The following is a 14,901-nucleotide window of genomic DNA, read 5'->3' as shown; positions in this document are numbered from 1 at the left end:
TTCTAGACGCCTTGTGCAGCGATCAGGCCGGCATGGTGGCCACGCGTGAACGCCTCTTCCAGTACCGAGTAGCCGGCCCAGTCCGAATGCGCAAAGCTCAGCCGCGCCGTCGCAGGCGTGGGCAGGCCTTGCACTCGCTCCCCATTCAATAGCAGATTGCGCTTGCTGGCACTGAACTTGACGGCTATTTCACTCAATATCCGCTGATCGCCAGGACGCGGAATCGCCATTGCATGGCCATAGCGGGTGATTTCCATGCGTGTGGCATGCTGCAGCAAGTCTGGGTGCGGCTCGCTCAGCGTGTTCACGATGCGCTCGCGCCAGAAGGCAAACGGCTGCTGCATCAATTGCCGGCGCCCATCGGCCCAGTCCCCCAGCGCCTGGTAGTAGCTCAGCACCGTAGGCTGGCTGCGGATGCGGTCCAGTCGCTGATTGCCCGCATCCACATAGCCCAGCCCGCCCGCATTGCCATCGCGATACAGCACATTGTCCCAGGCGGGCTCGGCGCCGGGGTAGTCGGCCAACGGTCGGTCGATATGGATGTTCGCCACCAGCCAGGGAGCCCAGTCCAGGCGAGCCGCCACAGCACGCAGAAAATCGGGCGCATTGCGCAGCACTCTTGCAGCAACAAAGCTAGGCAGCGCCACCACGCAATGGCGCGCCAGCCAGCGCTCATGCTGCTGGCGGCCATGGTGATAAACCTCGATCTGCACGCCGCCCGCGTCCTCGGTGACGGCAAGCACGCTGCAATCGGTCTGCAGCTGCGTGGCTTTCAGTCCCGCCGCCAGTTGCTGCGACAGCCAGCCATTGCCCTGGGGCCAGGTCAGCACCTGCTCGCCATCCGCTTCGCTCTCGTGCTCGGACTGCGGACGCGGCGCATGGAAACCATGGCGGCTGGCGAAATAGTGAATCCCCGCCCAGGCCGATACGCGGCTCAGACCGGCACCGAAATCATCCCGGCAGCTGTAGTCCAGATACCAGAGCAGACGCTCGTCATCGAGGCCCTGCTCCGCCAGCCATTGGTCGAAACGCTGTGCATCGAGCACGGCATGAGAGGCAGGCAGACCCGCTTCGCGCTGCCAGACACGGATGGAAGGCATAGCAAAGGCCGCCGCCCGAGACGCTGCCTCGACCTGCTTTTCAAACAGCGCATATTGCTCCAGCGTGCGCTGGCTCACGCCCTGCACCGGCAACAGTCCTTCGTGCCAGCCGCCCTGCCAGTACAGACGCTCCTGCGGGCTATGGCAGAGATAGCGCTCGTCATAGCGCCAGCGGCCAGCGAAGCGCTGGCGCACGCCCAGCTCCTCGAGCCAGTCCTGCACCTCATGGGCATCGTCGCCGGGAACGGGCAGATAGTGGGCACCCAGGGGGCAGGCAATGCCCTTGACTTGCCCGGCCTGGCTGTTGCCTCCCATGGCGGCCTGGGTATCGAGCAAGGCTGCGCCCTGCACGCCAGCCAGTTCCAGCGCGCGTGCGGCCGCCAGCCCGGCCATGCCCCCGCCCGCAATCACGACCGGCGCCTGGTGTACCACCGCAGGTGCAGGCAGCTCCAGCCCCTGCGCCAGGCGCTGCCAGAAAGGGCGCAGGCCATGACCACGCTCCAGCGCCACGCCGCTGAAGCCGCCAGGCAAGTCCTCCAGTCTGGGCGCTGGCTGCTTGCAGCCGGCCAGGCCAGCTGCGCCCAAAGCGCTGGCAGCCGCCAGCCCGAGCCAGTCGCGCCGCTTCAGATCGGCCCGCATCAATGCTCCACCTTGCCCCACTCGCGCTCATAGGTGTTGACCAGCACCTGATTAGACAGGCGATTCACCTCGGTCGGCAGGCGCGCCATATCGAGAGGGAAGTCAAACATCAGGCGCAGCGTGGGCAGGGTCAGAAAACGCATGCCAGCGGGCAAAGCCTCGGGCTCGCGCCAGGGACGGTGGCTGGCCAGCACAAAACCCCATTCGCCAAAACTGGGCACATGCACGTGATAGGGCTTCGCCGTCAGACCCACGGACTCCACGGTCTGCACCACGGTCCAAAAGCTCTGGCGCGCAATCAGCGGCGAGGTGGTCTGAATCACGGCATAGCCGCTGGCCGCCAGACGCTTGTCCAGCAGCGAATAAAAACTATTGGTGAACAGCTTGCCTATGGCGAAATTCGTGGGATCGGGAAAGTCCAACACGATCACATCGAAGGTGTCCGCAGTCTCCTGCAACCAGTGAAAGGCGTCGGTGTTGACGATGCTCACGCGGGCATCGTTGAGTGCATTGCCATTGAGCGCCGTCATCATGGCATTGCTCTTGAACAGGCCGGTCATGGCAGGGTCCAGCTCCACCAGCACCACGGACTCCACGCCAGGGTACTTGAGCACCTCGCGCACGGCCATGCCGTCGCCGCCACCCAGCACCGCCACCTTCCTCGGTGCACCATGTGCGGCCATGGCGGGGTGGACCAGCGCTTCGTGATAGCGGTACTCGTCGCTCTGGGCAAACTGCAGATTGCCGTTCAGGTACAGCCGCGCGCCCTGGCGTCCCTGTGTCACCACGATGCGCTGGTAGGGCGAGCTGCTGCTCAGCACGATGCGGTCCTGGTAGAAATGGTCGTCGGCCAGCCGGGTCAGCTGATCCGCGCCCGCGATGCCGCCGCCCAGGGCCAGCAGCACCAGCGCACAGGCCCAGGCATGGGCGCGCAGATTGCGCAGCTCATGCTTGAACAGCACCAGGGCCCACACGGCAATGGCCGCGTTCATGAAGCCGAACAGCAGACCTGTGCGCACCAGCCCCAGCTTGGGCACCAGCACGATGGGAAACGCCAGCGACACGGCCAAGGCTCCCAGATAGTCGAAGGTCAGCACCTTGGAGACCAGATCCTTGAGCGATGCATTGCGCTTGAGAATGCGCATGACAAGCGGAATCTCCAGCCCCACCAGGGTGCCCACCACCATCACCATGCCGTAGAGCAGAAAGCGGAACGCGCCCGGCGCATAGGCATTGGCCAGAAACAGCACGGCCGGCAAGGCACCGCCGACCAGCGCCACCATCAGCTCCACGCGCAGAAAATGCGCGGGCAGCTGATCTTCGAAATAGCGCGACAGCCACGAGCCTATGCCCATGGCAAACAGATAGGTGCCGATGATGGTGGAGAACTGCAGCACCGAATCACCGAGCAGATAGGATGCCAGCGCGCCTGCCGCCAGCTCATAGAGCAGACCGCAGGCCGCAATCACGAAGACGCTGGCCAGCAGCGCCACATCAATGGGCCTAGGCCCCAGGCCAGCGCTGTCCTGCTCGGCCACCATCGAAGTCATCAAAGGTACTTTCTATCTAGTTCAGCACACCATCGGCCTGCACTCCTCAGGAATCAGCACTTCCCATTGGACTCTGAAGCTCAGACCCGGCGCGCTGCAAACGAGGGACTGCCAGCAAGCGCCGCCGCGCAGCGATGCAGTCGTCCCCCTCCCGCGTAGCGAGAGAGGGGGAAGGCGCGGGCGCCTCAGGGGGTGTTTAGTGAATCGCCGCAGCGACGATGATGCTGATCCCCAGGCACATGGCCGCCACCACCATGGCCAGTGCCTTGTTGTGCTTCTCCACGATCTCGGCCCACATGTCCACGGGCGTGATCTTGTCGATGATGATGAAGCACAGCCAGAACACCACCACGCCCACCAGGGCGTAGATGATGGAGCCGAAGAAGTTCTGGGCGCTGAACCAGTCGAAATTCATGATGTCTCTCCTGTAATGAGATAGGGGGCCTGCCTGTGAGAGCAGCGACGCTTATTTATGGCTGCCACCGGAGGTGTAACCACCGTAGGAGCCGCTGCTGGAGCGGCTGTACGTGCAGTTGGGATCTGTGCGCGGGTCGCAGTTGGGACTGGACATGCAGGCACGCAGGAACGGCAGGATGAACAGCAGCAGGAACAACCAGAACAGAATCGTGCCCCAGCTGAAGCCGCTGCCCGACAGAGGACTGACCTGGGAGCGATCCTTGAGCTTGGCCGTGCCGAACGCCTTGGCCACCGTCTCAGCCGAAACGCGCTGGCCATGGGTCCAGGTCGTTTCCTGATTGGCAGTCTCCAGCGCCAGCGTGGACTGCTTGCCGCCATTGGCAAAGTCCACATTGCTGGACTTGGCGCCCTTGAAGACGGGCCAGTAGAACTCGCCCTCTGCATATTCCGTCTCCGCCAGGTAGGCGTAGTCGCGCTGGTATTTGCGCTGCAGATAGGTCGCAGTGGCGCCATTCTTGCTGAGCTTGGGAGCACCCGTGATGACGCGGGCCGTGCTCCAGCCGTCTTCCGAATCGACGATGAACGAAAAGCCCGCCTTCTTGTTGTAGAGCAGGTACTCGTCCCAGGTGAAGCTGTCGTCCTCATCCTCGCCCAGACCACGCCCGCTGCGCCTTTGAAAACCCACGACCTGCCATTTCAGGCCATCCAGCGTGCCTTCGCTGCCCAGCGGGATCAGAGGCTTGACCTTTCTGCGCTGCTCGGCATAGCTCAGCTCCGCCCCCATGCCCTTGGACATGTCGATCAGGCTGCCACAGCTGGGGCAGCTCAGGGCCTTGGTGGTGTCGAAGCGCACGGGCACCACGGCACCGCACTTGGGACAGTTGAAGTGGCGGCCCTGGGTTTTCTGCTGGGCGCTGCTGCGCAGGCCCTGCATCTGCAAAGCATCCAGCGCCACGGCTGCCCCCAGGCTGAAGGCCGGTGTCTTGTCGCTGAAGTCGATGGAGAGAATCTGGTTCTTGTCGCTGCGCAGCTCCACCAGCTTGAAGCTCTTGCCCAGCTGAGGCAGTCGGGGCAGCTCGCCCTGAGCCACCATCAGTTGCGCATCCTGAATGCTGGTGACGGTGAAGGATTCGGTGCCTGCCTTGAGCTCGCGGCCCATGCGCCATTCACGCTGCTGGAACTCGGTCACGTTCCAGCCCGGCGGCTGCCAGCTCACGGCAAAGACAAAGCTGCCGTTGTCCTCGCTCAGCCAGGCCAGCTCGCCGTTGCTGAGCGCAGCCACCCATTCCGACCAGTTGCCAGCCGCGCTTTTGTACTGCGCGCGGCCCACGATGGTGAAGGGCTCGGGCTTGCCGTTGCGCTTGACCATGCCCGAGGCGCCCAGTTGCAGCGGGCTGTAGTCCTCGAACACCTCGGCCATGGAGCCAATGCGCTTGAGCGTCTCGCCATCGCGCAGCACGGTGCTGCGACAGAACTCGCAGACGGCAAAACTCGATTGCGCACTGGCGAAGTGGACCGGCGCGCCACAACCAGGACAGGGAGCGCTGTAGTCGCGCTGCGATGGGCTGGAAGCCATATCTTTTTGCTATTTAATCAGGAGCTTCTTGCGCTTGAATGGAAGAGGCCTGAAGGCGGCCTCGGCGAAATGTAGCAGCCGCGTCCTAGCGATGCTTGCTCTTGCCGTTCTTGCGGGCCGCGCCCTCTGCAGGCTTGGAGCCATCGGTCTTTTTCTGTCCCAGCCTGGATTCCTTGCCGGCGATCAGGCGCTGGATGTTTTCGCGATGACGCCAGACCAGCAGGATCGCCATCACGACAATCGCGGCAGTGATGGGCGTTTCCGCATCCCAGACAATGCCGCTGCACAGCACGTAATACACGGGCGCGAACACCGATGCCACCAGCGCGGCCAGGGAGGAATAGCGGAAGAACACGGCCACTATGACCCAGGTCAGGGCCGTCGCCAGACCCAGCCAGCCGCTGATGCCCAGCAGCACGCCCAAGGCCGTGGCCACGCCCTTGCCACCCTTGAAGCCGAAGAACACCGGGTACAGATGGCCCAGGAACGCTGCCAGGCCGACCAACGCGACCGTGCTGTCGCCCAGCCCGAACTGCGCGCCGAAGGCTTTGACCAGCACCACGGGCACCAGGCCCTTGAGCGCATCCAGCAGCAGCGTGACAGCCGCAGCCGCCTTGCTGCCCGAGCGCAGCACATTGGTGGCACCGGGGTTGCCGCTGCCATAGGTGCGCGGATCGTTCAGGCCCATGACGCGGCTGACGATGACGGCGAAAGACAGCGAACCAATCAGATAGGCCGCGATGACGGCAATAACGGGATAGAGGGCGTTCAAAGGAATTCCTCGGCCAGAGACTGGCCCTTAGGCCCGCCAACCCAAGTCGACGGAGCCGATTGTTGTCACGACTTACGCAAGTTCGGACCGTGCATGCTGTCTTGTCGATAGCAATGCCGTTGTAGATCCTTGATTGCGTATGTTTTAGTTGTTTGCTTTTTTGCCAGCCGGCGTCTGCCCCGGCTGACCAGCCCCCTATTCTGCCAGCGCGCAGTGCACCGGCCGGGCATCGAGCAAACGGGTGCAGACCTCAGGGGCCAGTTGCACCAGATAGCCGCGCCGCCCGCCATTGATGGCGATGCGTGGCAGCGCGAGTATGGTTTCCTCGATATAGACCGGCATTTCGCGCCTGGTGCCGAAGGGCGAGGTGCCGCCCACCAGATAGCCGCTGTGGCGGTTGGCCACTTCGGGCTTGCAGGGCTCCACGCTCTTGGCCCCGATCTGGCGTGCCAGGTTCTTGGTCGATACCTTGCAGTCGCCATGCATGAGCACGATCAGCGGCCTGGCATCCTGATCCTGCATCACCAGGGTCTTGACCACCGCATGCTCGTCCAGTCCCAGCTGACGCGCCGACTCCTCGGTACCGCCATGCTCCACATAGTCATAGGGGTGCTCGGTGAACTCCACCTTGTGGGCCCTGAGCATCTGCGTGGCCGGAGTCTCGCTCACATGGGCGTTTTTGTCTTTTTTTGCCATGATTCAATTTTGATAGCTAGTGGCGCATACCCGATATGGGCCACTAGCCATTTTCCCTCAATAAAGCGATCAGACAGCAGGATCGCGCATCTCCCAGCGGATGCGGTCGATTTCGGCCAGCAGCTCGGCAGACAGCTCGGTTCCCCAGGCATCGAGATCCTCGTCGAGCTGGGCCACCGAAGTCACACCGATGATGGTGCTGGCCACCTGCCACTTGGTGTAGCAAAAGGTCAATGCCAGCTGCGTGGGAGTGAGGCCGTGCTCGCGCGCCAGCGCGTTGTAGCGGCGCGCGGCGGCCAGCGCATCGGGGCGACCCCAGCGCTGTTTCTGCACGGATTCATACCTGGCAATGCGTGCCTCCTTGGGCGCACCGGCCTCGGTCGGCGCAAACTGATCGAACTTGCCCGTCAGCAGGCCGAAAGCCAGCGGCGAATAGGCCAGCAGCGACACCTCGAGACGGTGACAGGTTTCGTCCAGCCCGTTCTCATAGCTGCGGTTGATCAGGCAGTAAGGATTCTGGATCGCAGCCACACGCGGCAACCCATGCTGCTCGGCCAGTCGCACAAACTCGTGCACGCCATAAGGCGTCTCGTTGGACAGACCGATATGGCGAATCTTGCCCTGCCTGACCAGACCGGCCAGCGCCTGCAACTGCTCGTGAATGGGCGTGAGCGAGCTTTCCTTCTGCGGGTCGTAATACATGGTGCCGAAGGCCGGCACATGGCGCTCGGGCCAGTGAATCTGATAGAGGTCGATCACCTCGGTCTGCAGGCGCTCAAGGCTGGCGTCGCAGGAACGAACAATGTCATCCGCCGACATGCCAGAGCCTTCTCGGATCCAGGGCATGCCGCGCGATGGACCGGCCACCTTGCTGGCCAGCGTGATCCGCTCGCGCATGCCGGGGCGGGCCTTGAGCCAGCGGCCGATGATGGATTCCGTCGCGCCAAAGGTGGCCTCACGGGCGGGCACGGCATACATCTCGGCCGTGTCGAAGAAATCCACGCCGCGCTCCACGGCTCGGTCCATGATGCGCCAGGCTTGAGCCTCATCGACCTGCTCGCCGAATGTCATGGTGCCCAGACAGATGGGGCTGACGCGCAGATCGCTCTGCCCCAGAGCAACGGGATTCATGGAAAGACGGGAAGTGGATGCAGCAGAAGTCATGCTTCCAAGTTTAGAGCCTGACCGTACAAGATCGGGGCAGACTCCTTGTTTTTGCTGACACCGCTGTCCCGCGCACGACGGGCCATGCTGCAAGCGCAGCAATAATCAAAACAACGGAGACAATATGACAACGCACAACCCCGCGCAGACCGGCCAGCTCACCGATATCCCGCCCTATCAGCCGCGCCGCCAGTGGCGCTCGCAGATGCTGCCCGTGCGCAATATGCACTACCACCAGCGAAGCTGGGAGCCCGAGCCGGCTTCTGGAATCGATCCCGAGTTGCCCGTGCTGGTGCTGGCCCATGGCTGGATGGATGTGGCCGCCTCCTACCAGTTTGTAGTCGATGCCTTCAGCGACGCCTTTGTGCAGGGCCGCCGCATCCTTGCCCATGACTGGCGCGGCTTCGGCCTGAGCCGCTGCACCGAGCCCTGCGACAGCTACTACTTCACCGACTACCTGGCCGACCTGGACATGCTGCTGGAGCAGATTTCGCCCGATCGGCCCATCGACCTGGTCGGCCACAGCATGGGCGGCAATATCTCCTGCATGTATGCCGGGGCGCGGCCCGAGCGCATACGCCGCTTTGTCAATCTCGAAGGCTTCGGCATGGCGCCCACAAGGCCCGACCAGGCCCCCGGGCGTCTGGCCCAATGGATGGATCAGCTGCGCGAGCAGCGGGCGGGCGGCATGGGTCTCGCCCCCTACGACAGCGTGGAGGCCGTGGCCAATCGCCTGCAGAAAACCAATCGCCGCCTGCCCCGCGACAAGGCCCTATGGCTGGCTCATCACTGGTCGGCCCCGGATGCCCAGGGCCGCTGGCATATTCTGGGCGACGCCGCACACAAGCTCTCCAACCCCTATCTCTACCGCGTGGATGAAGCACTTGCCTGCCTGGCCGCCATCAGTGCACCTACCTTATCGGTCGAAGCTTCGGACGACAGCCTGGGCCATTGGCACCAGGGCCGTTACACGCTGGAGCAGTACCACGAACGCATTCGCCACATCCCGCAATGCGAGATCGCCCGCGTGCAAGACGCCGGCCATATGCTGCACCACGACCAGCCCGAGGCCGTGGCCAGGCTGATCGAGGATTTTCTGCGCTGACCGCTCGCTATCTAAAAAAGAGCTTTTGGCGCATGTTATCAAATGATTTCAGATCTATTTACCTCTTAAATCAATTGAATACATACGCCATCAGCTCATTTAACAATAGCAAACTCTGGATCACCGAGCCTGCAGCTCCAGCACATGGCGCCAGCGCCCGGGCTGCATCCGCAGCGGGCGATAGCGGCCGTCGGCCCATTCCGCACTCATGTCGGCATAGCGGCCCGACAGCGCCAGCCCGCTCTGCCCGGTCTGGTAGATGAACTGCGAGGACTCCGGATCGCCGAGGTCGTAAATGGCGCGCAGCGAGGGCGCATGGCGGCTGACAAAGCGCCCTCCCAGCGGACCTTTGGCATCGGCGGGCGACGGGTTGGCGTTGTACTGCCCGACATTGACGCTATAGGTGTCACCGCCCGAGGCCACACTGACATTGAACACGCCGGCCAGCGCCGCCACCGCGCCCAGCGGCTTGTGCGCGCTGAGCGCCGGATGCGCCGCGCCCCAGCGCCATTGGCGCGGATCATTGCCATAGGCCGCCTGCAGCTTGTCCAGCGCTCGGGTCAGCGCCTGCCCTGACTGTTGCTCGCAGCTCAGCGGCGCGCACCACCAGGCGTCATTGCGCGCGAGGATTCCTTCCAGCCCGGCACGGAAGTCACGCTTGCCGTAGCTCATGGCAAAGCGCTGCTCGCCAATGCGCGGAATCACCAGGCCGCGCGTCAGCTCGTCGACCCATACCGAGAAGATCAGCGGCTCGGGCCTGTCCCGCTCCATCTGCCCCTCAAAGCCCGCCAGCAGTTGCTGCGCCTGCTCTGCCAGGGCGTGGCTCGATTGCGCCTTGCGCAGCACGGGCAGCAAGGCCTGGGTGGCCAGGGACTGCACATCGTTCTGAATCGCCGCCATGCTGGCCACGTCATGCTGGCTGCCTGCCGCCAGCAGTTGCTCTATGCGCTGGTGGCGGTAAGGCAGGCTCCAGTCCTGGGTCAGAAAATGCGCATAGCCGGCATCCGTCACGCGCTGGTTGGCCGTGGCCACAAAGCCGCGCGTGCCGCCATCGTCCTGCGGCGTCTGGTCGTATCCCAGCCAGCCCTGCCAGTCATACCGCGCATCCCAGCCGGGCGCCGGCGCCACGCCGCGCAAGTCATTGCCCGGCGCACGCACAGGCACCCTGCCCGCAGCCTTGAAGCCGATATGTCCCTGCACATCGGCCGCCACAATGCTTTGCATGGGCGAGTGGTAGATGGAAAATGCCTCGAACAATTCGGGGACGGTCTGCGCCCCGTTGGCTCTGAGGCCGGCCTCCACCGTGCGGTTGTCCGTGTCCAGCGCTGCCCAGCGCAGGGCCAGCGCATAGCGATCGGTGTTGATGACCTTGCCGTATTGCTGCTGCGCGTCGCTGATCACCGGGCCGTGGCGCGTGCTGCGCAGCGTCACCCTGACATCGCTCTGGCCCTTGACCTTGAAGACTTCCTCGCGCACGACAAACTTTTCCCAGCCCATGGGCGTGCGGTACTGGCTGGCATCGGTCGGGTTGATCTGTTCCAGATACAGATCCTGCACATCGGGGTTGGTGTTGGTAAAGCCCCAGGCCACCTGCGCCGTACGGCCCAGCACCACGAAGGGCATGCCGGGCAAGGTGGCGCCCGTTACATCCAGCGCGCTCAGGACGCTGCCGTCGCCGGCCCGGCCCTCTGGCGACTGAAGACGCGCGAAGTACCAGATGGCTGGAGCGCTCAGCCCCAGATGCGGATCGTTGGCCAGCAAGGGCTTGCCGCTTCGGGTCTTGCTGCCGGCCACCACCCAGTTGTTGCTGCCCAGTCCGTCGTTGCTGCCCATGTCCCTCGCCATGGAGGCCGCCCATTGCTGCAAGGCCGACTGAATCTGCCCGTCCGGTGCCGAGACCTTGGGCTTGGCATCCTCTTGCCGGTAGACACCGAGCTGCCGGTACAGACTGGCGAGGTCCAGCGCCGTCGCGGGCTGCTCGCCCGGATAGGCTGGCATCAGCTGCCACAGCTGCTCGGTGCTCAGGACCTGCAGCAGATTCAGCCGTGCGAACTCGTTGCCCCAGTTGCCACCCAGATCCAGCGCCATCATCAACGCCCAGCCCACGGTGTCTTCAGGCTCCCAGGTCGATGGCCCTCCTGCTCCGGCCCTGGTGCCCAGCAGCAGGAACTCCGGCGCTGCAGCCTGCGAAGGCCTGGCATAAAAGGCGGCGATACCCTGACTGTAGGCCTGCAAGGCCTCCTGCACCGAGGGCGGCAGCGCCGCGTACTGGCGACGCGCCGCGCCATGAATATCGAGAGCACGCATCAGCTTGTCCAGCTCCAGCGTGGCTGGCCCCAGAATCTCCGACAGCTGCCCCTGCATGAGACGGCGGTTGAACTCCAGCTGCCAGCCGCGCTCCTGCGCATGGACAAAGCCCAGGGCCCGCCAGACATCCTGCGGCGACCGGGCGCTGATATGCGTGACATCGGACTCATCGCGCCTGACCCACACGCTGCGCTCAAGCCCGGCGAGGACCAGCTTGCCATCCATGCGCGGCTGGGCCCGCATGCCATAGACCGCCAACGCGGCCCCTGCCAGCAAAACCAGCCCGGTGGCCGCAGCCGCCAGATGCAGTGTGCGCCTGAGCCAGGGACGGGCAGAGGGTTCTGCCGCCGAAGTGATGTCTCCCATATCGCCTCTTGTCATGCGTCCGGTGCGCAACATCCACATGCTGATCGCGTCCAGCCATGGGCGACAATACCTGTTTGGGCCACGGCCCGGTGTTAGGAAAACGACTTACGCAGATTCGGATCAGGCATGGCGCTCCATGCCTGTCGTGCTTCCCTGTTCGCGTCAGTCCCAAGGAATTCAACGCATGTGGCCCTTCAGTCTGCTCAAGAAACTCAGCCAGGACCCCGCCGTGGGTCAGACCCGGGGCGACTATATCGGCTGCTATCTGCTGGGCACGCATACCAGCGGGCGCGACGATGACATCAGCTATATCTCGCTGGCCACCACGCGCGAGCAGCTTGAGCTGGATGCGCGCCAGTATCTGCAGGAGTTCCTGGAGCAGCATCCGCAGTTGACCGAAGCGGAGCGCCTTGCCCTGCAGGATCTGCTGGAGCACTGGAATGCGCGCGCCGATGCCCATCTGGCCAAAGCAGCCGGCAAGCCCAGTCAGCCCCTGGCCGTGCAGGGCGGCAGCGAGCTGTTCCTGCGCACCGGCATGCGGGCACGCAAAAAGGGAAAAGGCGTCTATCTGGAATAGACGCCGGGGCGGCGGCTGCTGCCCGACGCCTGCCGCTACTGCGTGAAATTCATGTCAAAGCCGGCTTCGGTCAAGCGCACCTCGCCGCCTGCTTTTTGCAGCCAGCCCCTGGTGACGGCCCAGTCCAGCGCGGACTGACGCTCGCCGTCGAAGATGCCATGCTTTTGCAGGTCGGCAGCAAGCGCTTTCTCGCTCATTCCTTCGCCGGCACGCAAGCTTTGCTCCACCACCAGGATGTAGACCATTTTGTGGGCTGCGATCTGAATGCTCTGCTCTGTCATGTTCACAAGTCCTTGTTCTTGAATGAAGGGAAAGCCGGGTGCCCGCCAGGCTCCAGGCCTTGCGCCCTGGCCTGCTGCTTGTGTTTTATGCCGCGAGCCATACCCACTCTGGCAGTGAGTTTGTAGCCATCTCTCTAGTATTTCCGATGCGTTTCCTCTGCTTGCCGGCTCCGCAACATGGTGCCGGCGCTTCAGTTTCAGAACTGTGTTTCAGGGAGGTCATCATGGCTCGCCACACGCCCATAGAACGCTATCGCAATATCGGCATCTCCGCGCATATCGATGCCGGCAAGACCACCACCACCGAGCGCATACTGTTCTATACCGGGGTCAACCACAAGCTGGGCGAAGTCCATGACGGCGCTGCCACCATGGACTGGATGGAGCAGGAGCAGGAACGCGGCATCACCATCACCTCGGCGGCCACCACGGCCTTCTGGTCGGGCATGGAGCACAACTTCCCGGCCCATCGCATCAACATCATCGACACACCCGGCCACGTGGACTTCACCATCGAGGTCGAGCGTTCCATGCGCGTTCTCGACGGCGCAGTCATGGTCTACGACTCCGTGGGCGGCGTGCAGCCACAGTCCGAGACCGTCTGGCGCCAGGCCAACAAGTACAAGGTGCCGCGCCTGGCCTTCGTCAACAAGATGGACCGCGTGGGCGCCGATTTCTTTCGTGTGCGCCAGATGATGGTGGACCGCCTCAAGGCCCACCCGGTTCCCATCGTCATCCCCATCGGAGCCGAAGCCGATTTTCATGGTCTGGTCGACCTCATCAAGATGAAAGCCATCTTCTGGGACGACGAGTCGCAGGGGGTGAAGTTCGAGTACCAGGAGATCCCCGCTGCACTTCTGGCCAGCGCACAGGAATGGCGCCAGAAGATGGTGGAAGCCGCTGCCGAGGCCAATGAAGCCCTGACCGAGAAATACCTGGACAGCGGCGACCTCGGTGCCGAGGACATCATCACCGGCCTGCGCCTGCGCACCATCGCCACCGAAATTCAGCCCATGCTCTGCGGCTCGGCCTTCAAGAACCGGGGCGTGCAGCGTCTGCTCGATGCGATTGTCGAGCTCATGCCTTCGCCGCTCGATGTTCCTGCCATCGAGGGTCATAGCGAGGACGACAGCGCCAGCACCACGCTGATACGCCATGCCAGCGATGACGAAAGATTCGCCGCCCTGGCCTTCAAGCTCATGACCGACCCCTTCGTGGGCCAGTTGACCTTTGTACGCGTTTACTCGGGCGTATTGGCCAAGGGCGATCTGGTCTACAACCCGACCCGCGGTAAAAAGGAGCGCATAGGCCGCATCGTGCAGATGCATGCCAACGCACGCCAGGAGATCGACGAAATCCGCGCCGGCGACATTGCGGCCTGCGTGGGCCTCAAGGACGTGAGCACGGGCGAGACGCTGTGCGATCCGCAAGCGCCCATCGTGCTCGAAAAAATCTCCTTCCCCGAACCCGTGATCGCCCAGGCGGTGGAGCCCAGGAGCAAGGCCGACCAGGAAAAAATGGGCCTGGCACTGGCGCGCCTCGCGGCCGAAGACCCGTCCTTCAGAGTCAGCACCGACGAGGAATCGGGCCAGACCATCATTGCCGGCATGGGCGAGTTGCACCTGGAAATCATCGTCGACCGCATGAAACGTGAATTCAATGTGGCCGCCAATGTGGGCAAGCCCCAGGTGGCCTACCGCGAAACCATTCGCAAAACAGTCAGCGATGTGGACGGCAAGTTCGTGCGCCAGTCCGGTGGCAAGGGCCAGTACGGCCATGTGGTGCTGACCGTTGAGCCGCTGGAATCGGGCAAGGGCTTTGAATTTGTAGATGAAATCAAGGGTGGCGTGATTCCGCGCGAGTTCATCCCCGCCGTGGAAAAAGGCCTGCGCGAAGCCATGAACTCGGGCGTTCTGGCCGGCTACCCGGTGGTCGATGTGCGGGTGCGGCTGACCTTCGGCTCCTACCACGAGGTGGACTCCTCGGAGCAGGCCTTCCGCATGGCCGCCATCCTGGGCTTCAAGGAAGCCTGCAAGAAAGCCGACCCGGTGATCCTGGAGCCCATCATGGCCGTCGAGGTGGAGACGCCCGAGGAATACGCAGGCGCCGTGATGGGCAATCTGTCCTCGCGCCGCGGCGCCGTGCAGGGCATGGACGATATCGCAGGCGACGGCAAGACCATCAGGGCCGAGGTGCCGCTATCGGAAATGTTCGGCTATGCCACGCATCTGCGCTCCATGACTCAGGGCCGCGCCACCTACACCATGGAGTTCAAGCGCTACGCACAGGCCCCGCAGCAGGCAGCAGCCGCGGCGACCGCGACGACCGGTCACCGAAAACAGGGCTAGGCG

The 14,901-nt window shown here is 63.6% G+C and carries 12 protein-coding genes; 3 read left to right on the top strand and 9 right to left on the bottom strand.

Translation table 11 applies throughout. The features are described 5' to 3' along the window. Positions 1 to 2: 2 nt before the first annotated feature. The 7 genes from CSE6_RS10965 to CSE6_RS10935 all read right to left on the bottom strand — a co-directional run bounded on the left by CSE6_RS10965 (position 3) and on the right by CSE6_RS10935 (position 7,881). A complete protein-coding gene (locus tag CSE6_RS10965; RefSeq protein WP_059440520.1) occupies positions 3 to 1,739 on the bottom strand; it encodes an FAD-dependent oxidoreductase in 1,737 nt (578 codons plus the stop codon). Further along, positions 1,739 to 3,289 (bottom strand): polyamine aminopropyltransferase, encoded by a 1,551-nt coding sequence (locus CSE6_RS10960; RefSeq protein ID WP_059440519.1) that lies wholly within the window; start codon positions 3,287 to 3,289, stop codon positions 1,739 to 1,741. Before CSE6_RS10960 ends, CSE6_RS10965 begins: the two co-directional genes overlap by 1 nt. 196 nt (positions 3,290 to 3,485) lie before the next feature. Further along, positions 3,486 to 3,704 carry a DUF350 domain-containing protein gene (locus tag CSE6_RS10955; RefSeq protein ID WP_003063240.1) on the bottom strand — a complete coding sequence of 73 codons (219 nt, stop codon included), beginning with the start codon at positions 3,702 to 3,704 and terminating at the stop codon, positions 3,486 to 3,488. A 51-nt stretch (positions 3,705 to 3,755) separates the two neighbouring features. Then, entirely contained in the window at positions 3,756 to 5,282 is a 1,527-nt protein-coding gene (locus tag CSE6_RS10950; RefSeq protein WP_059440518.1) for a DUF4178 domain-containing protein, read from the bottom strand. 85 nt (positions 5,283 to 5,367) lie between these two features. Then, positions 5,368 to 6,054, bottom strand: a complete 687-nt coding sequence (plsY, locus tag CSE6_RS10945; RefSeq protein WP_034351753.1) for a glycerol-3-phosphate 1-O-acyltransferase PlsY — start codon at positions 6,052 to 6,054, stop codon at positions 5,368 to 5,370. 195 nt (positions 6,055 to 6,249) lie between these two features. After that, positions 6,250 to 6,750: a Cys-tRNA(Pro) deacylase gene (gene ybaK, locus CSE6_RS10940; protein WP_034351750.1), complete on the bottom strand. Its 501-nt coding sequence runs from the start codon at positions 6,748 to 6,750 to the stop codon at positions 6,250 to 6,252. Between the two features lie 69 nt (positions 6,751 to 6,819). Further along, positions 6,820 to 7,881, bottom strand: a complete 1,062-nt coding sequence (locus CSE6_RS10935; RefSeq protein ID WP_059440517.1) for an aldo/keto reductase — start codon at positions 7,879 to 7,881, stop codon at positions 6,820 to 6,822. 157 nt (positions 7,882 to 8,038) lie between these two features. Between CSE6_RS10935 and CSE6_RS10930 the strand changes: the two genes are divergently transcribed. Next, positions 8,039 to 9,019, top strand: a complete 981-nt coding sequence (locus CSE6_RS10930; RefSeq protein WP_059440516.1) for an alpha/beta fold hydrolase — start codon at positions 8,039 to 8,041, stop codon at positions 9,017 to 9,019. 120 nt (positions 9,020 to 9,139) lie between these two features. Here CSE6_RS10930 and CSE6_RS10925 read toward each other — a convergent pair whose 3' ends face one another. Next, complete coding sequence (locus CSE6_RS10925) at positions 9,140 to 11,692, bottom strand: penicillin acylase family protein (protein WP_238585681.1); 2,553 nt, start codon at positions 11,690 to 11,692, stop codon at positions 9,140 to 9,142. Between the two features lie 184 nt (positions 11,693 to 11,876). Between CSE6_RS10925 and CSE6_RS10920 the strand changes: the two genes are divergently transcribed. Next, positions 11,877 to 12,269: a hypothetical protein gene (locus CSE6_RS10920; protein ID WP_059440514.1), complete on the top strand. Its 393-nt coding sequence runs from the start codon at positions 11,877 to 11,879 to the stop codon at positions 12,267 to 12,269. Positions 12,270 to 12,304: 35 nt separating this feature from the next. On the opposite strand, the gene CSE6_RS10915 is transcribed toward CSE6_RS10920, so the two are convergent. Beyond that, positions 12,305 to 12,550 (bottom strand): hypothetical protein, encoded by a 246-nt coding sequence (locus CSE6_RS10915; protein ID WP_034407752.1) that lies wholly within the window; start codon positions 12,548 to 12,550, stop codon positions 12,305 to 12,307. Between the two features lie 224 nt (positions 12,551 to 12,774). On the opposite strand from CSE6_RS10915, the gene fusA reads away from it, so the two are divergent. Next, the gene (fusA, locus tag CSE6_RS10910; RefSeq protein ID WP_059440513.1) at positions 12,775 to 14,898 is read left to right on the top strand and encodes an elongation factor G; all 2,124 of its coding nucleotides are present in this window, start codon (positions 12,775 to 12,777) and stop codon (positions 14,896 to 14,898) included. Positions 14,899 to 14,901: the final 3 nt, after the last annotated feature.

Origin of the sequence: Comamonas sp. E6, from assembly GCF_001010305.1 — a bacterium.
Classification (GTDB): domain Bacteria; phylum Pseudomonadota; class Gammaproteobacteria; order Burkholderiales; family Burkholderiaceae_C; genus Comamonas; species Comamonas thiooxydans.
Note: the sequence above shows the minus strand (reverse complement) of the source record. Positions and strands in the feature narration are given on the sequence as shown.